The 22,193-nt window shown below is 45.6% G+C and carries 16 protein-coding genes and 6 tRNA genes; 4 read left to right on the top strand and 18 right to left on the bottom strand.

All coding sequences use genetic code 11. The annotated features are described in order from the left end of the window. Positions 1-43 precede the first annotated feature (43 nt). From OH461_RS16565 to pncC, 18 genes are all read right to left on the bottom strand, one after another. Positions 44-2,902: a M16 family metallopeptidase gene (locus tag OH461_RS16565; RefSeq protein WP_270021671.1), complete on the bottom strand. Its 2,859-nt coding sequence runs from the start codon at positions 2,900-2,902 to the stop codon at positions 44-46. Positions 2,903-2,911: 9 nt separating this feature from the next. Beyond that, positions 2,912-3,373 (bottom strand): YqaA family protein, encoded by a 462-nt coding sequence (locus OH461_RS16560; protein WP_270021670.1) that lies wholly within the window; start codon positions 3,371-3,373, stop codon positions 2,912-2,914. Then, positions 3,367-4,317, bottom strand: a complete 951-nt coding sequence (locus tag OH461_RS16555; protein ID WP_270021669.1) for an NADP-dependent oxidoreductase — start codon at positions 4,315-4,317, stop codon at positions 3,367-3,369. The genes OH461_RS16560 and OH461_RS16555 overlap by 7 nt, the downstream gene beginning before the upstream one ends. Positions 4,318-4,471: 154 nt before the next feature. Further along, a complete protein-coding gene (locus OH461_RS16550) occupies positions 4,472-5,770 on the bottom strand; it encodes a sodium ion-translocating decarboxylase subunit beta (RefSeq protein ID WP_270021668.1) in 1,299 nt (432 codons plus the stop codon). Between the two features lie 9 nt (positions 5,771-5,779). Beyond that, a complete protein-coding gene (oadA, locus tag OH461_RS16545; protein ID WP_270021667.1) occupies positions 5,780-7,564 on the bottom strand; it encodes a sodium-extruding oxaloacetate decarboxylase subunit alpha in 1,785 nt (594 codons plus the stop codon). Between the two features lie 29 nt (positions 7,565-7,593). Continuing rightward, positions 7,594-7,848, bottom strand: a complete 255-nt coding sequence (locus tag OH461_RS16540; RefSeq protein ID WP_270021666.1) for an oxaloacetate decarboxylase subunit gamma — start codon at positions 7,846-7,848, stop codon at positions 7,594-7,596. A gap of 444 nt (positions 7,849-8,292) precedes the next feature. Beyond that, positions 8,293-8,369 (bottom strand) — tRNA-Arg (locus OH461_RS16535). Positions 8,370-8,420: 51 nt separating this feature from the next. Then, positions 8,421-8,497: transfer RNA gene (locus OH461_RS16530), tRNA-Arg, on the bottom strand. 50 nt (positions 8,498-8,547) lie between these two features. Continuing rightward, a tRNA-Arg gene (locus OH461_RS16525) sits at positions 8,548-8,624 on the bottom strand. A gap of 67 nt (positions 8,625-8,691) precedes the next feature. Continuing rightward, positions 8,692-8,784 (bottom strand) — tRNA-Ser (locus OH461_RS16520). Between the two features lie 25 nt (positions 8,785-8,809). Next, positions 8,810-8,886, bottom strand: a tRNA-Arg gene (locus OH461_RS16515). 67 nt (positions 8,887-8,953) lie between these two features. Next, positions 8,954-9,046, bottom strand: a tRNA-Ser gene (locus OH461_RS16510). Between the two features lie 184 nt (positions 9,047-9,230). After that, positions 9,231-9,428 (bottom strand): carbon storage regulator CsrA, encoded by a 198-nt coding sequence (gene csrA / locus OH461_RS16505; RefSeq protein ID WP_004415691.1) that lies wholly within the window; start codon positions 9,426-9,428, stop codon positions 9,231-9,233. An 82-nt stretch (positions 9,429-9,510) separates the two neighbouring features. After that, positions 9,511-10,698 carry an aspartate kinase gene (locus OH461_RS16500; protein WP_270021665.1) on the bottom strand — a complete coding sequence of 396 codons (1,188 nt, stop codon included), beginning with the start codon at positions 10,696-10,698 and terminating at the stop codon, positions 9,511-9,513. A 178-nt stretch (positions 10,699-10,876) separates the two neighbouring features. Next, positions 10,877-13,459 (bottom strand): alanine--tRNA ligase, encoded by a 2,583-nt coding sequence (gene alaS / locus OH461_RS16495; RefSeq protein ID WP_270021664.1) that lies wholly within the window; start codon positions 13,457-13,459, stop codon positions 10,877-10,879. A gap of 169 nt (positions 13,460-13,628) precedes the next feature. Beyond that, positions 13,629-14,096 carry a recombination regulator RecX gene (recX, locus tag OH461_RS16490; protein ID WP_270021663.1) on the bottom strand — a complete coding sequence of 156 codons (468 nt, stop codon included), beginning with the start codon at positions 14,094-14,096 and terminating at the stop codon, positions 13,629-13,631. 73 nt (positions 14,097-14,169) lie between these two features. Further along, positions 14,170-15,210: a recombinase RecA gene (gene recA, locus OH461_RS16485; protein WP_270021684.1), complete on the bottom strand. Its 1,041-nt coding sequence runs from the start codon at positions 15,208-15,210 to the stop codon at positions 14,170-14,172. A 190-nt stretch (positions 15,211-15,400) separates the two neighbouring features. Further along, the gene (pncC, locus tag OH461_RS16480) at positions 15,401-15,892 is read right to left on the bottom strand and encodes a nicotinamide-nucleotide amidase (protein ID WP_270021662.1); all 492 of its coding nucleotides are present in this window, start codon (positions 15,890-15,892) and stop codon (positions 15,401-15,403) included. A gap of 85 nt (positions 15,893-15,977) precedes the next feature. Between pncC and mutS the strand changes: the two genes are divergently transcribed. From mutS to OH461_RS16460, 4 genes are all read left to right on the top strand, one after another. After that, complete coding sequence (gene mutS / locus OH461_RS16475; protein ID WP_270021661.1) at positions 15,978-18,545, top strand: DNA mismatch repair protein MutS; 2,568 nt, start codon at positions 15,978-15,980, stop codon at positions 18,543-18,545. A 226-nt stretch (positions 18,546-18,771) separates the two neighbouring features. Next, positions 18,772-19,206, top strand: a complete 435-nt coding sequence (locus OH461_RS16470; protein WP_270021660.1) for a pilin — start codon at positions 18,772-18,774, stop codon at positions 19,204-19,206. 2 nt (positions 19,207-19,208) lie between these two features. Beyond that, the gene (pilB, locus tag OH461_RS16465) at positions 19,209-20,897 is read left to right on the top strand and encodes a type IV-A pilus assembly ATPase PilB (protein WP_270021659.1); all 1,689 of its coding nucleotides are present in this window, start codon (positions 19,209-19,211) and stop codon (positions 20,895-20,897) included. 15 nt (positions 20,898-20,912) lie between these two features. After that, positions 20,913-22,142: a type II secretion system F family protein gene (locus tag OH461_RS16460; RefSeq protein ID WP_270021658.1), complete on the top strand. Its 1,230-nt coding sequence runs from the start codon at positions 20,913-20,915 to the stop codon at positions 22,140-22,142. The last annotated feature ends 51 nt before the right edge of the window (positions 22,143-22,193 follow it).

The following is a 22,193-nucleotide window of genomic DNA, read 5'->3' as shown; positions in this document are numbered from 1 at the left end:
AACGATGACGTTACCCAGTTCAATACTCTAATTTATGTGTCCTCTAATGGACAATTTCAAGCTCTTCCACAGGAATGTTTAACGTTTCTAGTTGAGGCTTTAAGCTTTGAGCGTCACCCACTACGATAATCTGATACTGGCTTGGGTCAAACCATTTTTTCGATAAGCCATTAAGTACGTTTCTATCTACAGTATCAACAATTTCATTACGTTGCTGCAAATAATCTTCATCAAGACTGTACGATAAGATACTCCCCAATAGATGAGTTTTCTGTCCTGGGGTTTCATACTTAAGTGCATCTTGCTGGCCAACCGCCAATTTCAAAAAATCGAGTTCCTTATTCGTCATCCCTGATGCACTGTATTCCGTCAGCTCTTTCTGCATCTCGATAATCGAAGGCAAAGTCGCATTAGCACGAACCTGAGCTGAGAAGACTAAAGCACCGATTTCTCTATTCGCAGCTAAATAGCCACCAGCACCGTAGGTATAGCCTTTATCTTCACGCAAGTTTTGGTTCATACGGCTATTGAAGTTACCCGCCAAATTAAAATTAGCAAGTTGTGTCAAATACGCCTCACCCGTTGCGTCAAAAGGTAAGCCTTGTCGCACAAAACGCACGATACTTTGTGGTGAATGTGGCTTATTCACCAAGTAGATTTTTTGCTTACCTAGCTCAGGTAGTGTCTCTGCTCGCAGCAGTGGCGCAGTTTCCCCTTGCCATTGCTGAATGAAGGCTAACTGCTTAGTGACCTCTTGCTTAGAGATATCTCCCACAACCACAACCTGTGCGCCCTGTGGAGTATAGTGTTGACGGTAAAACTGCTTCACATCATCCAACGTTAGTGATTCTAGAGACGAAAGAGAGCCCTCACCGGAGCGCTGATAAATCGTATTACCAAACAACACCTGACGGGTAGCTTGTGACGCCAACCAACTTGGCTTTTGATGTTGATACATCATGCCTTCAAGCATCTGCTTTTTAATACGGTCGAAATCATCTTGCTTGAAGGCTGGTGCAAATAGTACTTCTTCAACAATGGCTAGCGTTTGAGGTAAGTTTTTCTCTAAGCTAGAAACCATAACCGACGTCGTGTAGTTACCGGCATTCACCGATACTTTACTACCTAGCTGATCCATCCTTGCATGCAGCTCTTCTAAGGTTGAATGCTCTGAACCTTCTTGTAACAACGCCGCGGTAAGGTTGGCTAAGCCTTCTTTCCCTGATTGCACATAACGCTCACCCGCAGGGAATCGAATATCAAGCTGCACCGTTGGTGTTTCGCTGCTCACCGTACCTAGCAACTCGACGCCATTATCGAAGAACATACGATACAACTCAGGCATATGAGCTTGAACGCCCTGAGCAATTTCAGGCATAACGGAACGGTCAAAACTGTCTACTGGGCGTCGGTATTCTAGATCTTGATCTGAGACTTTGCTGTAAACAGGCAGACGACGCGCTGGCGTAACAAAATCAGCGGTTGCCGCCGCTAATTGCGTTTGCCCGGTAGGCACAACGCTCAACGTCACTTTATGGTGTCCGTTAACATATTGCTTATAAGCTTGCATCACGGATTGCGGTGTTACAGCCTTAAGACGATCCAACTGTGATTGAAGACGATCTGGCTGAGCAAAAAAAGTTTCATTTGACGCCAATTGCGTCACTTTACCTTCAACACTTTGCAGTGCGAATACTGAATCCGCCTCGGCTACGCCGATGATTTGATCTAGACGCTGTTGGCTAATGCCATGTTGTTCAAACTCAGCCAGCGTCTTCATGATGTCATCATAGAGAGCCTTCAGACCGGCCTTGTCACCGGATGGTGCCATCGCATAAACGTAGAAAGCACAAGCCAGTTCTGAACAATCTTGAAATGCACCAACATCTAACGCTTTTTCAGTTTTCACTAGATTTTGATACAGCATTGAGTTTGCGCCGTCACCAAGCTGAGTGGCGAGCGCATTCAACGCAAGCTGCGACTCATGGCCGCGATATTCTGTTGGCCAGCCCAAAACCACCATAGGTTGGCGAATTCGGTCTTCAAGGGTGACAAATTTATCACGTTCAAGCGTGACAGGTTGTTTAGCTGCGCGTTCCACTTCCGGCCCACGCGGAATTGGAGCGAAGTATTTACTGATCCACTCCAAGGTTTGATCAACATCGATGTCACCACCAATGGTAAGCACAGCATTGTTTGGTCCGTACCAACGAAGGAAAAAGGCTTTTAGATCGTTCACGTCAACTCGATCAAGATCTTCTACATAACCGATGGTTTGCCACGAATAAGGGTGACCTTCTGGGTACATGGCTTCGCCCATTTTCTCCCAAATCAAACCATACGGACGGTTATCGTAATTTTGCGCACGTTCGTTCTTGACCGTGTCGCGCTGCACTTCGAATTTTCTCTGTGATACCGCATCAAGCAGATACCCCATACGATCTGACTCTAGCCACAACATTTTTTCTAGCTGATTAGCCGGCACAGTTTCAAAGTAGTTTGTGCGATCGCGGTTAGTCGTACCATTGAGTCGACCACCCGCTTCAGTGATCAAACGGAAGTGTTCTTGATCACCCACATGTTCACTGCCTTGGAACATCATATGTTCAAAGAAATGCGCAAAACCTGATTTACCAATTTCCTCTCGAGCCGAGCCTACGTGATAAGTGACATCAAGATGCACCAATGGATCAGAATGATCCGGTGATAATATGACGGTGAGTCCATTTTCTAATTGGTATTTACTGTAAGGAATCGTGGCCTTACCTGGCTGAGCTTCTACCTCCTCTACCAAGGTAACCCCTTGTGGTAGAGAAGAAAAAAACGGTACGTCGTAGTCGATATAGGCAGAACATCCACCCAAAATGGCAAGAGATAGTGCGCCAAACCAGATTTTTCTCATCACAATTCCTTAGAAAAAACCGTAAAACAGTGCAGTAAGTAGCAAGTAGCGAGCCAGTTTTCCTAGCAAAATTAGCCAAAAAGATGGCCAAAATGTCATCCTTAACCAGCCCGCTGCTAAACAAAGAGGGTCACCAATCACAGGTAACCAGCTCAATAACAGTGACCAATAACCGTATCGTTTTAACCACTGTATGGCTCTATGACCCTGTTTTTTATCATGAGTTCGATTTGGTAGCCAAAGTCCAATGGCATAGTTAGTCAAGCCACCGAGGGTATTTCCGATGGTGGCGGCAAGTATGATAGATGTGACAGAATATTGACTAAGGCTCAGAGTAGCAAGTAAACCCGCCTCTGAACCTCCGGGTAATAAGGTTGCACTGAGGAAACCACTAAGAAATAACACCCATAAAGCAGAATCAGAAAACCATAACGCGATAGATTGAAACGCAGTGTTAAACGTTTCTAGCATTGCATATCCAACAAAATCTTTCCTCTTGTGTGACCTGTTTCAATTTGAATATGTGCATCAACAACTTGCTCAAAAGGATACACTTTAAATATTTCAGTCTTTAGTAAGCCAATACTGACCATATACAGCAAGGCATCCATTTGCTCTTTGTTTGGATCGACCAGCATACCTGTCGCTTCAAACCCTAACAGTTTGGCTTTCTCACATATCAATTCAGCTGACAACGTCGGCACTGTCACCACTTTAGCGCCATCTTTTAAACATTTGAGGGCATCGAGAGCAACATCACCACCGACTAAATCAATAAGCACGTCCACCTCTTCAACCCTTTCTGAAGCAGGAGCAAAGTGGTAGTTAATTGCGTGAGCGCCTAGTGTCGCCATATAGTCCAAGTTGTCTTCACCGCAGGTAGTAAACACCTCAGCTTTAGCAGCAACAGCTAACTGAACGGCGATATGGCCTACACCGCCAGCCCCTGCAAGTATAAGCACACGCTGACCTTCGGCAATGAACACTTTATCTAGTGCTTGAATGGCCGTTTGCCCAGCTAAAGGAAGCGCAGCAGCGGCTTCTAGAGTAATTGAAGAGGGTACTAAGCTTAGCGCAGATTCAGGTACCGAGATATATTGACTGTAACCCCCACCAACAAGGGGGAACCCTACAAAGCCTGCCACTTTATCACCAGCTTCAAGTTTCTCTACACCAGCCCCAGTTGTCAGTACTTCACCAGCAATGTCATAACCGAGTGCCCAAGGTAGGTTATCTTTATTTTGAGCGGCGGCCCAGCCAAGGCCTGCTCGTGTTTTTACATCAATCGGGTTCACACCTGCAAACGCCACTTTTACCACGACTTCACCCTCTTTCGGCTCCGGTACGTGACTCGATTGAATGGCTAGCACATCTGGCTGACCAAATTGAGTGATGACGATTTGTTTGTTTTCCATGGCAATGATCCTTATTGATGAAAAAAGGGATGCCGAAGCATCCCTTTGAATATATACCATTTCTTTAACTCAAGTTAACCATTTGATCGCAATTTAACCATGTGAAAGGCTTAAGTTGTTACCGCCCGTTAACCAAATAAAGAAACCATATTGTTTAGCCAACCAGTGCCAGCAAGATACCCGCAGCAACCGCAGAGCCAAGCACACCAGCAACGTTTGGTCCCATGGCATGCATCAATAAGAAGTTTTGCGGGTTAGCCTCTAAGCCAACCTTATTCACGACACGTGCCGCCATAGGAACAGCAGAAACCCCTGCAGCGCCAATCAATGGGTTAATGTCTTCTTTAGAGAACTTATTAAGAAGCTTCGCCATTAATAGACCACCAGCAGTACCGATACTAAACGCTACAGCACCGAGTGATAGAATACCAAGCGTCTCAATATTTAAGAACTCTGCCGCTTGTAGCTTTGAACCGACACTCAGACCAAGGAAGATGGTCACAATGTTGATTAGCTCATTCTGCGCTGTCTTAGATAAACGATCCACAACGCCCGCTTCTCGCATTAAGTTACCTAAGCAGAACATCCCAACTAAAGGCGTTGCCGATGGTAAGAACAGAATCGCCATCATTAGTACCGCGAGTGGGAATAGGATCTTTTCAACTTTACCCACATGACGCAGCTGAGCCATTTTAATTTTGCGCTCTTCTGGCGTGGTTAACGCTTTCATAATTGGCGGCTGAATAATTGGTACCAATGCCATGTAGCTGTATGCTGCCACGGCGATAGCACCAAGCAAATCAGGTGATAACTTACTGGCTAAGAAAATTGCCGTTGGGCCATCCGCACCACCGATGATCGCAATAGAAGCGGCATCCTGAATGCTGAACTCCATCCCGGGTACAAAGTTGAGTAATATCGCTCCGAATAACGTGGCGAAAATACCAAACTGAGCCGCTGCACCTAACCATAAGGTTTTAGGGTTAGCGATAAGCGCACCGAAGTCCGTCATTGCACCTACACCCATGAAGATAAGTAGTGGAGCAACGCCCGAAGCAACAGCCACGTTATAGAAGGTATACAAAGTGCCATCAGTAAATTTCGCGTTGCTCGCTAATTGCTCAAGCATCACTAGCTGATCCGGCTCAGCGGCTTTGTATGCGACTTTGATGGCGTCAGCTGAGATATCAGTGACACCAAGAATCGAAGCAAACTCAGTTAGCAGGTTAATATCACCAGCATAAATGGCATTCAGTACTGCACTGTTCGCCAAACCAACCACAGGAATGTTCGCTAAAATAGCACCAAAGCCTATCGGTAAGAGCAGCAGCGGTTCAAACCCTTTTCGAATCGCCAGATAAAGCAGTGTACAACCGACAAGGATCATACAAATCTGACCAAACTCGAAATTGGCTAACCCGGTCTCTGACCATAGAGTTAATAGTCCGTCCATGGTACTCCCTTACGCCAAGCTCAATAGTGGAGCACCCACTGTAACGCTATCACCTTCTTTCACATGAAGATCTTGAACGATACCACTGCGTGCAGCACGTACTTCCGTTTCCATCTTCATCGCTTCAAGGATCAATAACACATCACCTTCCGCGACTTGCGAACCACTTTGTACATTCACTTTAAAGATGTTACCTGCAAGAGGTGCTGGCACGGCTTCGGAGTCTGCTGACGGTGCCGCTGGCGCCGCAGCTGCTGGTCGCGCCGCCGCAGATGGTGCTACCGAGGTCAATTGACCTTGGGGACCAACTTCAACATCGTAAACTTGACCATCAACTTTAACGCTGTAAGTTTCAATACCACCTTGCACAGGCTGTGCGACAGGCGCAGGAGCCGCGACTGGCTCTTTACCTGGTGCAGGCTCAAATGCTTCTGGGTTGTGACGGTTTTTAAGGAACTTCAAACCCACTTGTGGGAATAGCGCGTAAGTTAATACGTCATCAACGGTGTCTTCTGCTAACGAGATTCCGTCTTCTTTTGCTTTCGCTAAAAGTTCATCGGTTAATGTATGCAGTTCTGCTTCTAGAAGATCCGCAGGTCGACAAGTAATCGGCTCTGCGCCATCCAGTACTTTAGCTTGTAGTTCTGCATTTACGTCTGCAGGTGCTGCGCCGTATTCACCTTTTAGGACACCAGCCGTCTCCTTAGTGATGGTCTTGTAACGCTCACCAGTTAAAACGTTAATAACTGCCTGAGTACCTACGATTTGCGACGTAGGTGTTACTAATGGGATGTAGCCAAGATCTTGACGAACGCGCGGGATCTCTTCCAACACTTCATCAATGCGATCTGCTGCACCTTGCTCTTTGAGTTGGCCTTCCATGTTCGTCAACATACCACCTGGTACTTGAGCGATAAGGATACGAGAATCTACCCCTTTAAGTTGACCTTCCCATTTAGCGTACTTCTTACGAACTTCGCGGAAGTAAGCCGCAATTGGTTCCAGTTGGTCTAATTTAAGATTCGTGTCACGCTCAGTGCCTTGCAGCATCGCCACTACGGTTTCAGTAGGTGTATGACCGTAAGTACAACTCATTGAAGAAATTGCGGTATCTAGAATATCAATACCTGCTTCGACCGCTTTAACCGCAGTCGCCGTTGAAAGGCCGGTTGTTGCATGACAGTGAAGCGCTAACGGAACATCACAAGTGGCTTTAATACGGGTGATTAGCTCTTCTGCTTCATAAGGCTTAAGCAGACCAGACATGTCTTTAATACATAGTGAGTGACAGCCAAGATCTTCTAAACGTTTAGCCAGATCAACCCAAGTATCAGCATTGTGCACAGGGCTGGTCGTGTATGACAACGTACCTTGAGCGTGCGCGCCAACGTCAACGGCTGCTTTCACAGCTTTTTGGAAGTTACGAACATCGTTCATCGCATCAAAAATACGGAAAACGTCCATACCATTTGCGTGAGCACGTTCTACGAATTTTTCTACAACATCATCTGCATAATGACGGTAACCCAACAAGTTTTGGCCACGAAGTAGCATTTGCATTGGGGTATTTGGCATTGCTTTTTTCAGCTCACGCAGACGCTCCCATGGGTCTTCGCCAAGAAAACGAATACACGAGTCAAACGTAGCACCGCCCCATGTTTCTAGCGACCAATAGCCGATCTTATCCAACTCGGCGGCAATGGGTAACATATCTTCAATACGCATACGCGTAGCGAATAGAGATTGATGGGCGTCGCGAAGTACCACATCAGTTAAAGCTAGTGGTTTAGACATGCTCTTAAACTCCTTTTAATCCTTTAATGCTATTTTACGGCAGGTGTGCGGTATTGGTGCACAGCAGCAGAAATGGCTGCAACTACCTGAGGGCTTACAGCAGAAGATGATTGAACTTTGTTATTTTGTACTGGGCTAGCGATCGGCTCAGGCACCTCTTCAGGCACCAATTTCGACATTAACCGAACGAGGTATACAAGAATAGTTAGGAAAATAAATACCACCGACATCCCAGTTAACATGAGAGTGGCAGCATCTATAAGTTGGCTTCCGATAGTGTCCATTTTGCTTCCTTTCTTTGTCATCCTGACAATAGCAAACTGTTTGAATTGATCGTGCCCATCTATGGACTCACAGTCTGTCTATCTAAAGCACCGCTTGGTACTTCCTATTGTCTGAGATGCGCTCAGTGATCCCGACAAGAGGTCTAGGATTATCTCGATTGGTTAAACTTTGTCAATTTTGTTTAAAGCAGTCTTCACGATAAAGCACATTTCTAGGGGAATATTCGTCACACAAATCACATATCGTTGAAATATTCGCTTATAGAAGAATATTTAACTGCTAATTATCAGACGTTATTAAAAAAAGAAGATATTTGCTGCGATTGGCTTAAAACTTCTGCAATTAAGGCTTATAAAACAGATATTTGTATATGAGTGGTAAACAATTTGATAATAAAGTGTTAATAAAAAAGCCCTGCTATTTCTAGCAGGGCTTTAATGTAGTGGCGCGCTCTGGAGGATTCGAACCTCCGACCGCCTGGTTCGTAGCCAGGTACTCTATCCAGCTGAGCTAAGAGCGCGCGATGTTCGATATTGAATATTCAATATCAGGTCAGTGACCTTTCAAATTGTGGCGCGTCCTGGAGGATTCGAACCTCCGACCGCCTGGTTCGTAGCCAGGTACTCTATCCAGCTGAGCTAAGGACGCACAGGTTTTCGATAATGATAAAATCACCATCAGGCCAGTAGCCTAAATAATGGCGCGCTCTGGAGGATTCGAACCTCCGACCGCCTGGTTCGTAGCCAGGTACTCTATCCAGCTGAGCTAAGAGCGCGCAAGTGCGTGAACTATATCACATTTTCTTAGTTTTGAAACAAAAAAATTGACCATAGGCCAATCAATGGCGGTGAGGGAGGGATTCGAACCCTCGATACGGTATCAAGCCGTATACTCCCTTAGCAGGGGAGCGCCTTCAGCCTCTCGGCCACCTCACCGTTTTATTCCCTGGTAAGGAAATTATGGCGCGCTCGGGAGGATTCGAACCTCCGACCGCCTGGTTCGTAGCCAGGTACTCTATCCAGCTGAGCTACGAGCGCGCAATATGCTTTGTTTCAAAGCTATACTCCGAAGAGCAAATCTTCTAAAAAATAGAAGAAGCAAGAATGGCGGTGAGGGAGGGATTCGAACCCTCGATACGGTATCAAGCCGTATACTCCCTTAGCAGGGGAGCGCCTTCAGCCTCTCGGCCACCTCACCGTCTTGCGGAGGCACATATTACGATTTACCAAAAATATGTCAAACACTTTCTTGGCAAAAATAGTAAAAAGTCATTCAACCGTTGGGTATTTAATCAAAGCGGTGTTTATTCGTGCTTTCCCGCATAATTATTGCTTTTTTATCCACAAAAAAAGCTGACAAATTGCCAGCTTCTTTTCTGTAATTAGTAGTTGCCTGATGCAACGTTACCATTACCTTTTTCTGCCTGAATGCGCATGTAGATTTCTTCGCGGTGAACAGACACTTCTTTCGGAGCATTTACGCCGATACGTACTTGGTTACCTTTAACGCCTAGTACGGTTACAGTGACTTCATCACCAATCATAAGAGTTTCGCCAACGCGACGAGTTAAAATTAGCATTCTGTGCTCCTTGAGTAATCTCTGATTTATCTTGCTATGAAGCTATTATCCATCAAAAGTTATATTTTCGTAAACTATAAATCTAGCCTAGAAAGGCATGTTTTTGTGGGCAATCGAGCGCTTCTCTAGAAGTAACGTAGGCATGATGCAGGATGTTCGCCGCTTTGTCGACACATTCTGGTAACAACACTAAGGTTATTGATTGCCTATCGATCGCAACGGATCGTACCGCAATGCTTTGCTTTGAGAGCAATTCTTGGGAACGTTCCGCTAAATGTTCTGCTTGTATGCCAACAATGGTTAATAGGCTTACCTGTTCACTATTACTAATTTTGTCTTTGAAAACTAGCTCTAGCTTGGTGTAAGCGTCCTGTTTTATCGCAATACCTACCCATTCTGCATGGTCGATCACACTCCAAGTTTCGATTCCCAGCATCTGGCACTGTTTTTCCAAACTTGAATACGCCGTACGCTCCACTTGAATAAGAGACATATCTCGCTGGATCGCTAGACCACAAACATCTTGCTGACACACTTCACCTTTGACTAAGCTGCCCTCATTCAGGTCAAAACTTGATAGCACTCTCAAAGGCACATGATTACGCCATGCATATTGTACCGATGGCAAGTGAAGCACTTTCGCTCCCTTGTGCGCCATCAGTTCCATCGATGGAAAATCGATCACAGCCAATTTTTGTGCATTCTTTACCACGCGCGGGTCACAGGTATAGACCCCATCGACATCGGTAAATATCTGACATTCATTCGCGCTTAATGCGCCCGCTAACGTCACGGCACTGGTATCTGATCCACCACGACCTAACGTTGTGATATCCCCTTTTTCATTCACGCCTTGAAAGCCCGCAACTATCACTATTTGGTCTTGCTCTAAAAGCTCAACAATAGGTGCGGTATCAATGTGTTTAATCGTCGCGTCATTGTGCTGGTTATCCGTCACAATATTCGCTTGTGCTCCGGTCAGTGAACGAGAGGTATAACCCATCTTATTCAATGTCATCGACAATAATGCCATTGAAACTTGTTCACCCGCGGAGAGCAAAACATCAAGTTCACGTGCTGTTGGCACGCTATCAACTTGCTTCGCGAGATCCATCAATCGATTGGTTTCTCCTGACATCGCTGATACAACTACAACCACTTGATTGCCATCATTCTTCGCTCTAATGATGTGCTCAGCTACGTTTTGGATGCGTTCAATTGAACCTACCGACGTCCCGCCAAACTTTTGCACGATAAGGGGCTTTTTCACCAGTCTTCACCTTCCCGAGACCGTGGTCTCTCGTTTTCTCTGCGCTGTAGCAGAGCAGATAATTTTCTTTACCAATAGCAGATTACTAAACCTGTACGGCGTTTTGCTACTTGGAATATACAAAAAAATACGCCCAATCGCAGAAACAATTGAGCGTAATAGTTTTACTCTAGAGCGATTACAGGCGCTCTTCTAACCAAGGTTGAACCGTCTGCATTGCTTCAGGCAGAGCGTCAACATCAGTACCACCAGCTTGAGCCATGTCAGGACGACCGCCGCCTTTACCGCCAACTTGCTCAGCGACCATCTTAACTAGGTCACCCGCTTTCACTTTGCCGATAAGGTCTTTCGTCACACCTGCGATTAGACCAATCTTGTCGCCATTGACGTTTGCGATCATCACAACGCCACTACCCATTTGGTTTTTCGCGTTATCGACCATAGTACGAAGGTTCTTAGGATCCGCCCCTTCCATGCCAGCAATAAGTACTTTAACGCCATTGATTTCTTGAGCTTTGCCCATGATGTTTGCGCTTTCAGCCGCGGCCATTTTCTCTTTAAGCTTTTGAATCTCTTTCTCTAGAGATTTTGCTTTTTGAGCCGATTCCGCTAGCTTCTCTTCAAACTTAGCTTGTTGCTCTTCGATAGCGTCTAGAGCACCTTCACCAGTCACCGCTTCGATACGACGGATACCCGCTGCGATACCACCTTCAGATGTGATCTTAAATAGACCAATATCACCCGTGTTTGATGCGTGGATACCACCACAAAGTTCTGTCGAGAACTCACCCATCGATAGTACACGAACTTCATCATCATACTTCTCACCGAATAGAGCCATTGCGCCCTTCTGCTTCGCAGATTCGATGTCCATGATGTTGGTTTCGATTACGTGGTTACGACGAACTTGAGCGTTCACTAGGCGCTCTACTTCTTTCAGCTCAGCTGGCGTTACCGCCTCTAGGTGAGAGAAGTCAAAACGTAGGTTATCAGGCTTAACTAGCGAGCCCTTCTGAGCTACGTGCTCGCCCAGCACTTTACGTAGCGCTGCGTGTAATAGGTGCGTTGCTGAGTGGTTTAGCGAAATCGCTGCGCGACGCTCTGCATCAACAACGGCTTCGACTGCATCGCCTTTCGCTAGAACGCCTTCAACTAACACGCCGTGGTGCGCAATTGCGTTACCTAATTTCTGAGTGTCTTCTACTTTGAATACGCCCGATTCTGTTTTAAGTACGCCAGCATCACCACACTGACCGCCTGACTCAGCGTAGAATGGCGTTTCACCAAGAATGATGATCGCTTTGTCGCCAGCAGATAGAGAATCCGCGGCTTCACCTTCAACAAAGATTTCAGCTACGTTGCTCTTACCTTCTGTGCCTGTGTAGCCACAGAAGTCAGACTCTACCTCAGACTTGATAGTTGCGTTGTAGTCAGTACCAAATTGGCCTGCTTCACGAGCGCGTTGACGCTGCTCTTCCATAGCTTTCTCAAAACCAGCTTCATCGATGGTAAAGTCACGTTCACGTGCCACGTCATTCGTTAAGTCAGCTGGGAAACCGTATGTGTCGTACAGTTTGAATACTGTTTCACCGTCAAGCTCTTTGCCTTCAAGTGCATCTAGTGCTTCATTTAAGATAACCATGCCGCGCTCTAGTGTGCGACCAAAGTTTTCTTCTTCGATACGAAGTACTTTTTCAACAACAGCTTGTTGCTTCTTAAGCTCGTCTGCAGCTGAGCCCATAACCTCAGCGAGTACACCAACCAGTTTATGGAAGAATACGCCCTTCGCACCTAGCTTGTTACCGTGACGCACTGCACGACGAATAATACGACGTAGAACGTAGCCACGACCTTCGTTTGAAGGCATAACACCATCAGCGATTAGGAATGAACAAGAGCGGATGTGGTCTGCAATAACGCGTAGAGATTGGTTAGATAGATCGTCGTGACCTACTACCTCAGCCGTCGCTTTGATCAGCTTTTGGAATACATCGATTTCGTAATTTGAGTGAACGCCTTGCATGATTGCAGAGATACGCTCGATACCCATACCTGTATCAACAGCAGGCTTAGGTAGAGGCTCCATCGTGCCATCAGCATGACGGTTGAACTGCATGAATACGTTGTTCCAGATCTCGATGAAACGGTCACCGTCTTCTTCAGGAGTACCAGGACGACCACCCCAGATGTGCTCACCGTGATCGTAGAAGATTTCAGTACATGGACCACAAGGACCCGTGTCACCCATTGTCCAGAAGTTATCAGACTCGAACTTCTTACCGCCTTCTTTGTCGCCAATACGGACGATCTTATCAGCAGGCACACCTACTTTCTTATTCCAGATGTCGAATGCTTCGTCATCGGTTTCGTATACTGTAACCAACAGTTTTTCTTCTGGTAAACCCAGAGTCTTCGTCAGAAACTCCCAAGCAAACGCAATCGCGTCTTCTTTGAAGTAATCACCGAAACTGAAGTTACCTAGCATTTCAAAGAATGTGTGGTGACGAGCTGTGAAACCAACGTTTTCAAGATCGTTGTGTTTACCACCCGCACGTACACAACGCTGAGCCGTAGTTGCTCGAGTGTAGGCACGCTTTTCGGCGCCTAAGAAGCAATCTTTAAATTGGTTCATACCTGCGTTTGTGAATAGCAGGGTTGGATCGTTATGTGGAACCAACGATGAACTGTCTACGATTTGGTGTCCTTTGCTTTCAAAGAACTTAAGGAACGCGTTACGAACCTCATCTGTGCTCATGTACATGCAGCTCTTCCTGAAAATAGTCGAGATAGAATTTTGCTGTATTGTACACATAAGCCCGCATTAGATGCTAGCGCGGTTATTAGTCTAATTTGAGGGTTTTGGGTAAGAAGCGAGGGCAAATGGGTAAAAAGCTGACCATTTTTAGTCAAATCATACAATTAGTGTTTAATTAATCTTCGTCACTCGCAGTAAGCGCATAATTAATCTGGTCAAAGTCAAAGCCACGATATTGTAGAAACCGAACTTGCTTGGCGTACTCTTTGTGATCTTGCGCTTTTTGACCTTTAAATTTCTTGTGCGCCGTCTGTTTCGCCAGTTTATACCAATCTTGTGGCTCTTCAGCCAAAGCCGTCTCTATATCGTTTTCTGACACTCGCTTTTGTTGCAGTTCTTGGCGAATTCTTCGTTCTCCATGGCCCTTATATACATGCTGGCGAACTTGGCTTTTGGCATAGCGAACATCATTCAAATAATTATGCGAAGCACAAAAATCGAGCGCTTGCTCGACGTCTTGTTGCTCATATCCTTTTAACGAGAGTTTTTGTGCTAGCTCATATTGACCATGATCACGTCGGCTTAGCAACTGAATAGCCGCTTCTTTAACGGAGAGAGTTGGCGGGTTATTTCGGTAATACATTCAGATATAGATAGGTTAGTAATACGCAAAAAGCCCTGCATCGCAGGGCTTTAATGTTAGGCTTTGAGCAAGATTAGAACTCTTCTTCTTGCGGCATTTCACCCGTTTCTGGTTCTTCTGGTGTTGCTGGAGTAAGTAGCATTTCACGCAACTTAGCATCGATAGTTTTCGCCGCTTCTGGGTTTTCTTTCAGGTATTTACACGCGTTCGCTTTACCTTGACCGATCTTGTCACCATTGTAGCTGTACCAAGCACCTGCTTTTTCAACTAGCTTGTTCTTAACACCTAGATCGATAAGCTCACCTTCACGGTTAAAGCCTAAGCCGTATAGAATTTGAGTTTCAGCTTGTTTGAACGGCGCAGCAATCTTGTTCTTCACAACTTTAATGCGAGTTTCGTTACCAACCACTTCGTCGCCTTCTTTGATAGAACCAGTACGACGGATATCTAGACGAACAGAAGCGTAGAACTTAAGTGCGTTACCACCAGTGGTAGTTTCTGGGTTACCAAACATCACACCAATCTTCATACGAATTTGGTTGATGAAGATACACATACAGTTTGATTGCTTTAGGTTACCTGTAAGCTTGCGCATAGCTTGAGAAAGCATACGAGCTTGAAGACCCATGTGGCTATCGCCCATTTCACCTTCAATTTCTGCTTTAGGCGTTAACGCTGCAACAGAATCGACAACCATAACGTCAATCGCACCTGAACGTGCTAACGCATCACAAATTTCTAGTGCTTGTTCACCCGTATCTGGTTGAGAAACAAGCAGTGCGTCAATATCAACGCCTAGTTTCTTCGCATAGATTGGGTCTAGGGCGTGCTCTGCATCGATGAATGCACAAGTTTTACCTTGCTTCTGCGCAGCAGCGATACATTCTAGAGTTAGCGTTGTTTTACCTGATGATTCTGGACCGTAAATCTCAACGATACGACCCATTGGTAGGCCACCAGCGCCCAGTGCGATATCTAGAGAAAGTGAACCAGTAGAAATTGTCTCAACGTCCATAGTGCGGTTATCACCAAGGCGCATAATTGAGCCTTTACCAAATTGTTTTTCAATCTGACCTAGCGCAGCCGCGAGCGCTTTCTGTTTATTCTCGTCCATTACTTTCTCCAAGATACCCATCTCATCAGGTGAGTAGAAAATCGGTTTCATTCTGTTCAGTCGGTACTGAACATTTAATGACTGACATTATACTGTTGATTCATACAGTGTCTATACCTGTATGAATTTTTTTTAAGATTGCTCGATAAAATACGGATATCAGTACATTTTTAAATTTCGAACCATCAAACTATGATCTTTGGCTCAAATATTGGTGGATTGTGGTTAAAACAAACGCAACCGCCTGTTGACGCACAGATGCTCGATCACCATCAAAATGCTGTGTAGCAACATGTAACCAACCGCTTTTATCCGCAAAGGCAAAACAAACCGTACCCACTGGTTTTTCATCACTACCGCCACCCGGCCCTGCAATACCACTGATTGAAGCTGCAATCGTGGCATTAGAGTTTTCCAAAGCGCCATTCACCATCTCCACTACCGTCGCTTCACTGACTGCACCATGCTCTTCGAGCGTAGTAAATTTTACCCCAAGCATTTCCATCTTGGCTTCGTTGCTATAGGTAACAAAAGCACGGTCAAACCAAGCGGAACTGCCCGCGATGTCGGTCATTGCCGTCGCAACACCACCACCAGTGCAAGACTCAGCGGTAGTTAAGACTTGTCTATTTCTAAGTAACGACTCCCCGACCTGCTGACTTAGCAAATGTTGTGATTCCATGTTCAAAATCCTGATTGGTTCTTTTCGCTGGTAACTGATTCACGTATCCTAAGCCGCAATTGTCACCAACGTAAAGAAGTTAGCCGTGAAAGCCGAACAAAAACACACTCCAATGATGCAACAATACTTAAAATTAAAGGCCGAAAACCCTGAGATTTTATTGTTCTATCGTATGGGCGATTTTTATGAGCTGTTCTATGACGATGCCAAGCGCGCTTCTCAGTTACTCGATATCTCATTGACCAAACGCGGCTCTTCTGCCGGCGAACCAATCCCTATGGCTGGAGTACCATTCCACGCAGTAGAAGGTTACCTAGCAAAATTAGTACAGCTTGGTGAGTCAGTTGCGATTTGTGAACAAATTGGTGATCCAGCGACCAGTAAAGGCCCTGTAGAACGTAAAGTTGTGCGAATTGTGACGCCGGGAACAGTCACCGATGAAGCGCTGCTATCTGAACGCATCGACAACCTCATCGCCGCTATTTACTACCAAGGCGGTAAGTTCGGCTATGCCACACTTGATATTACTTCGGGCCGATTCCAACTGTGTGAACCAGAAACTGAGGAGGCGATGGCGGCAGAGCTGCAACGCACTTCTCCTCGTGAATTACTGTTTGCCGAGGATTTTGAACCGGTTCATTTAATGGCTTCACGCAACGGCAATCGTCGCCGACCTATTTGGGAATTTGAACTCGATACCGCTAAGCAGCAATTGAACCAGCAATTTGGTACACGTGATTTGGTTGGCTTTGGGGTAGAACATGCTGAACTCGGTCTATGCGCAGCTGGCTGTCTGATTCAATATGTAAAAGATACTCAACGTACAGCACTGCCACATATTCGTTCGTTAACTTACGATCGCCAAGATCATTCGGTGATCTTAGATGCCGCAACCCGTCGCAACTTGGAAATTACCCAGAACCTGTCAGGCGGTCATGACAATACTCTGGCAGAGGTGCTGGATCAAACAGCAACGCCTATGGGTAGTCGAATGCTAAAACGCTGGTTACATCAACCAATGCGCTGTGTCGATACACTTAATCAGCGTTTAGATGCGATCGGCAATATTAAAGATCTCGCCCTCTTTACTGAGCTACAACCTGTGCTTAAGCAAATTGGTGATATTGAGCGAATTTTGGCACGCTTAGCGCTTCGTTCCGCTAGACCTCGTGATCTCGCTCGTCTACGCAATGCCATGCAGCAACTGCCAGAATTGGCGAATGTTCTTACTCCTTTATCTCATCCATATTTAGGCAAGCTCACTCAATACGCAGCGCCAATTGACTACGTATCAGAGCTTTTAGAGCGCTCCATCAAAGAGAACCCGCCTGTTGTGATTCGTGATGGGGGCGTCATTGCCGAGGGTTACGATGCAGAGTTAGATGAATGGCGCAAGCTTGCTGATGGCGCAACCGAATACCTAGAACAACTCGAACGTGATGAGCGAGAGCGTCATGACATTGATACTCTTAAAGTAGGTTACAACAATGTTCATGGCTTCTATATCCAAGTGAGTCGTGGCCAAAGTCACCTTGTACCGCCTCACTACATTCGTCGTCAGACATTGAAGAATGCTGAGCGCTACATTATCCCTGAGCTCAAAGAGCATGAAGACAAGGTACTGAATTCTAAGTCCAAAGCCTTGGCACTTGAGAAAAAACTTTGGGATGAACTGTTCGATCTATTGATGCCTTACCTAGAGCAAATGCAAAACCTTGCTTCAGCGGTTTCTCAGCTCGATGTTCTACAAAATTTAGCAGAGCGAGCAGATAGTTTAGATTACTGTCGCCCAACGCTATCGCAAGAGCCAGGTATCACCATTCAAGCAGGGCGCCACCCAGTGGTTGAGCAAGTAATGGATGAACCATTTATTGCCAACCCAATTGATTTAAATGCTCAGCGCAAGATGCTCATCATTACGGGCCCAAATATGGGCGGTAAATCTACTTACATGCGCCAAACCGCTTTGATTGCACTGCTTGCGCACATTGGCTCTTATGTGCCGGCGGAATCCGCGCATATTGGATCCATCGACCGTATCTTTACCCGTATTGGTGCATCTGATGACCTAGCATCTGGCCGTTCTACGTTCATGGTTGAAATGACTGAAACTGCGAACATTTTACATAACGCTACTGAGCGCAGTTTAGTGCTCATGGATGAGATCGGCCGCGGTACAAGTACTTACGATGGTCTATCGCTCGCATGGGCAAGTGCGGAATGGTTAGCCAAACAATTAGGTTCAATGACGCTATTCGCAACCCACTACTTTGAGTTGACCGAGCTACCAAACCAACTGCCTAACTTAGCCAACGTTCACCTAGATGCAGTTGAGCACGGCGATAGCATCGCCTTTATGCACGCTGTTCAAGAAGGCGCAGCAAGCAAATCCTACGGCCTAGCTGTTGCTGGATTAGCTGGCGTACCCAAAGCGGTAATTAAGCAAGCGAGAGCAAAACTCAATCAACTAGAGCAACTCAGCAACAATACTGAAGGTGAAGCTCGCTCATCAAGCTCTGTTGATGTGGCAAACCAGTTGAGCTTAATTCCAGAGCCTAGTGAAGTTGAAGAGGCACTGGCCAATATTGACCCGGATAATCTTAGTCCTCGACAGGCACTAGAAGAGTTATATAGACTTAAATCTATTTTATAAAATATCAACTAACCAACCAAAGTCGCATTAAACTTTAATGCGGCTTTTTCCAGTATTAGTGGATCATCATATTTAGCGATGTGACTCTACTTTCCATTGAAACTAACAGTGGATGCAGTATTTATCTAATATCAACTCCTCGAAATAACTGCTCAGCAAACTTCTTGAGCGATTCGATAATCCCTACTCTGTGATCCAACAAACTTACTAGTGGTTGGAGAACAATATGAAACATCAAACCAATAAACGTCAACGAGGTTTCACCTTAATCGAGTTAATGATCGTAGTGGCTATCATCGGTATTCTTTCCATCTTTGCCGTACCGGCATACCAAAACTACACCCTTCGTGCACATGCAGCAGATATGCTTAATGCGACAGCGGCTATGAAAACTGCAACATCGATTTGTCTGGCCTCTAACACTTCTATAGATTGCGAGTCAAGTAAAAGTGGTATACCAGCTATTCAAACATTTAATGGTTTTTACGTAGAATCAAAAGTTAGTGGCGGTAAAAACAACGTTTGGGCCAAGATATCAGGAACAAAAGGAAGTTTACCTAGTAACACTACAATCAACTTACTAGCCACCTCTAGTGCAAGTGGCTTAACATGGACGCTATCTTGTGCCGGCACAGGAAGTAACGACTGGTGCCCTAACTAAGCATGACATCCGCACTGTCTAGAGCGCTCTCTCAGCATAACTACTTATCGGCTGAGAGCGTTCAGCTCGTTGAAGATAAAATCAATGCTTCTGGTGTTTCTGTACCAGAAGCATTGATCGATCTTAATATTCTCGATTCCAAACAACTTACTTTAGCCGTGTGCGAAATATTCGCGCTTGAATATGCGGCGCTGCTGCGCGAACAGTATCAACCACTCAATGAAACCCTAGGATTAAAAAACCTTGTTACCCGCTTTCAATCCTTGCCGATTAAGCAGAGTTCACAAGTTTTGACATTGGCCGTTAGCGACCCTACCCAAACTGAAGCAGAAGATGAATTTCGATTTGCAACCGGCCTTCAAGTTGAACTTGTCATCGCTGATCACAAAGAACTCAAAAATGCGATTCGCAATCTGTATGGTAAACAGATCAATACTGACTCTAAGCTACGTCGAGACATCAACACCTCTGAGCTAGAATCACTGGTTGATATTAGTGATGAAGAACGTGGTGTGATCGAAGATTTAAGCCAAGATGACGCACCTGTCAGTCGCTATATCCATCAAGTGCTGCTTGAGGCGGTTCGCAAAGAAGCCTCTGATATTCACTTTGAACCTTATGAACACAGTTATCGAATTCGATTTCGCTGCGATGGCATATTGATTGAAAGCCATCAGCCAGCGCAGCAACTTGGTAGACGCTTATCCACCCGAGTAAAAATTCTCGCTAACTTAGATATTTCCGAAAGGCGCTTACCTCAAGATGGCCGAACCAAACTTAAGCTAAACGAAGACATCTCCATCGACATGCGTGTCTCAACGCTCCCGACTCTATGGGGAGAAAAGGTAGTATTGAGGCTACTTGATAGCAGTAGTGCTCAACTCGATATTGATAAATTGGGTTACAGTGACACTCAAAAAAAAGCCTACCTATCCGCATTGAAAAAGCCACAAGGCTTAATATTGATGACCGGCCCGACCGGCAGCGGAAAAACCGTTTCTCTCTATACTGGCCTGCGGATTCTTAATACCGCGCAGGTAAACATTGCCACCGCAGAAGATCCTGTTGAGATAAACTTGCCGGGCATCAACCAAGTTCAAATTCAGCCTCAAATAGGATTCGACTTTGCTGTAGCACTGCGTTCTTTTTTACGCCAAGACCCTGATGTAGTGATGGTGGGTGAGATTCGAGATTTGGAGACCGCTGAAATCGCAATAAAAGCCTCGCAAACAGGTCACTTAGTTCTCTCTACATTACACACAAACTCTGCTGCAGAGACATTAGTACGACTATCGAATATGGGAGTGCAAGCCTTTAATATTGCCTCATCCCTTAGCTTGATCATCGCCCAACGCCTTACTCGTCGTTTGTGTAACCACTGCAAACAAATCGACCCAAGCAGTGACTCTATTGCGCAGCGATTCCAACTGACTTTGGCTACTCCAATCTATCAAGCCAACTATGACGGGTGTGAAAACTGTAATGGTGGATACTCAGGACGGTTAGGCATTTTTGAAGTGATGACCATCAATAGCGAACTCACCAAAGCCATATTACGCCAAGAAAGCGCACCTGAAATCGAAGCAATTGCACAACAGCAAGGAATGCTAACGCTTCAGCAATCCGGATTGCAGCTGCTACAAGATGGCGTGACCAGTTATCAAGAGCTGCAACGCGTGCTCTATTTGTAGTAACCGGAGCAAACTATGAAGAAAGCGAAACCCACGCCGCAACTTAAAAACTATCGTTGGAAAGGCACCAACAGCATAGGCCGCCCTGCCTCCGGTTATATCTTAGCCATCAGTGAGTCAGAAGTCCGCGATAAACTAAAACAGCAAAAAGTGAAAATCACTAAGCTCATTCCTAAAAAACTCTCGGTGACACGCCGAATAATGGAAAGAGCCAATGGTAAGGACATCACCATACTCACTCGGCAACTGGCCACCATGCTCTCAACCGGTATTTCTGTTATACAGTCGCTAAAGCTTGTGAGCGATAATCATACCAAGGCTGAGATGAAATCGATTTTAACTCATGTAACAAAAGACATTGAGTCCGGAATGCCGTTGTCTGCGGCGATGAAATCAGCCAGCCCACTCTTTGACTCTCTGTACATTGATCTCATAGCAACGGGGGAAACGGCAGGTAACTTACCGCAAGTATTTCAACGAATCGCCCAATATAGAGAAAAATCAGAGCGCCTCAAATCCAAAGTGATTAAAGCAATGATTTACCCCTGCATGGTAGTGCTTGTCGCTATCTTGGTCTGCTATATCATGCTCGCGTTCGTTATTCCTGAATTTGAATCCATGTTCAGCAGCTTCGGCGCCGACTTACCCGTATTCACTCAGAAGGTTTTGGACTTCTCTCATTTTGTGCGTAGCTATGGCTTAGAAGCCTTCGCTGTCATTTTAATCAGCATCATCGCAGTTAAGTTTATTCGCAAGCGTTCGTATCGCACTGAACTGTTTTTCAGCCGATTTAGTTTACGCATCCCTATTGTCGGGAAGATTTTATCTAAGGCGGCGATTGCCAAGTTTAGCCGCACTTTAGCGACCAGTTTTGGTGCGGGTATACCCATTCTGTCTTGTATCAAAACATCAGCCAAAACCGCCAACCAGACACACTACCAAAATGCGCTAGACAACGTATACCGCGATACCGCAGCAGGCATGCCACTCTATTTAGCCATGCGCCATGCCGACAGCTTTCCGGAAATGACATTGCAGATGGTCATGATAGGTGAAGAGTCAGGTAAGTTGGACGATATGTTGAACAAGATTGCGACCATCTATGAAATTGAAATTGACGATAGCGTCGACAACTTAGGTAAGGTGATCGAGCCGCTGATTATCGTTTTCTTAAGTGTGATTGTGGGCAGCCTTGTCTTTGCTATCTACCTACCAATATTTAATTTAATGAACGTTATAGGATAAGATAACCGCCTATTTTCACACTTTGGTCCGATGCGACATCCATCTTGAGTG

This window comes from Vibrio sp. LaRot3, assembly GCF_027587025.1.
Lineage (GTDB): Bacteria > Pseudomonadota > Gammaproteobacteria > Enterobacterales > Vibrionaceae > Vibrio.
This window is presented reverse-complemented; position numbering and strand designations above follow the sequence as displayed.

Bases quoted from the DNA above. Each gene is read 5' to 3' on its own strand.
- OH461_RS16565 (WP_270021671.1), bottom strand. From the start codon at position 2,902: ATGAGAAAAATCTGGTTTGGCGCACTATCTCTTGCCATTTTGGGTGGA.
- OH461_RS16560 (WP_270021670.1), bottom strand. From the start codon at position 3,373: ATGCTAGAAACGTTTAACACTGCGTTTCAATCTATCGCGTTATGGTTT.
- OH461_RS16555 (WP_270021669.1), bottom strand. From the start codon at position 4,317: ATGGAAAACAAACAAATCGTCATCACTCAATTTGGTCAGCCAGATGTG.
- OH461_RS16550 (WP_270021668.1), bottom strand. From the start codon at position 5,770: ATGGACGGACTATTAACTCTATGGTCAGAGACCGGGTTAGCCAATTTC.
- oadA (WP_270021667.1), bottom strand. From the start codon at position 7,564: ATGTCTAAACCACTAGCTTTAACTGATGTGGTACTTCGCGACGCCCAT.
- OH461_RS16540 (WP_270021666.1), bottom strand. From the start codon at position 7,848: ATGGACACTATCGGAAGCCAACTTATAGATGCTGCCACTCTCATGTTA.
- csrA (WP_004415691.1), bottom strand. From the start codon at position 9,428: ATGCTAATTTTAACTCGTCGCGTTGGCGAAACTCTTATGATTGGTGAT.
- alaS (WP_270021664.1), bottom strand. From the start codon at position 13,459: ATGTACATGAGCACAGATGAGGTTCGTAACGCGTTCCTTAAGTTCTTT.
- recX (WP_270021663.1), bottom strand. From the start codon at position 14,096: ATGTATTACCGAAATAACCCGCCAACTCTCTCCGTTAAAGAAGCGGCT.
- recA (WP_270021684.1), bottom strand. From the start codon at position 15,210: ATGGACGAGAATAAACAGAAAGCGCTCGCGGCTGCGCTAGGTCAGATT.
- pncC (WP_270021662.1), bottom strand. From the start codon at position 15,892: ATGGAATCACAACATTTGCTAAGTCAGCAGGTCGGGGAGTCGTTACTT.
- OH461_RS16470 (WP_270021660.1), top strand. From the start codon at position 18,772: ATGAAACATCAAACCAATAAACGTCAACGAGGTTTCACCTTAATCGAG.
- pilB (WP_270021659.1), top strand. From the start codon at position 19,209: ATGACATCCGCACTGTCTAGAGCGCTCTCTCAGCATAACTACTTATCG.
- OH461_RS16460 (WP_270021658.1), top strand. From the start codon at position 20,913: ATGAAGAAAGCGAAACCCACGCCGCAACTTAAAAACTATCGTTGGAAA.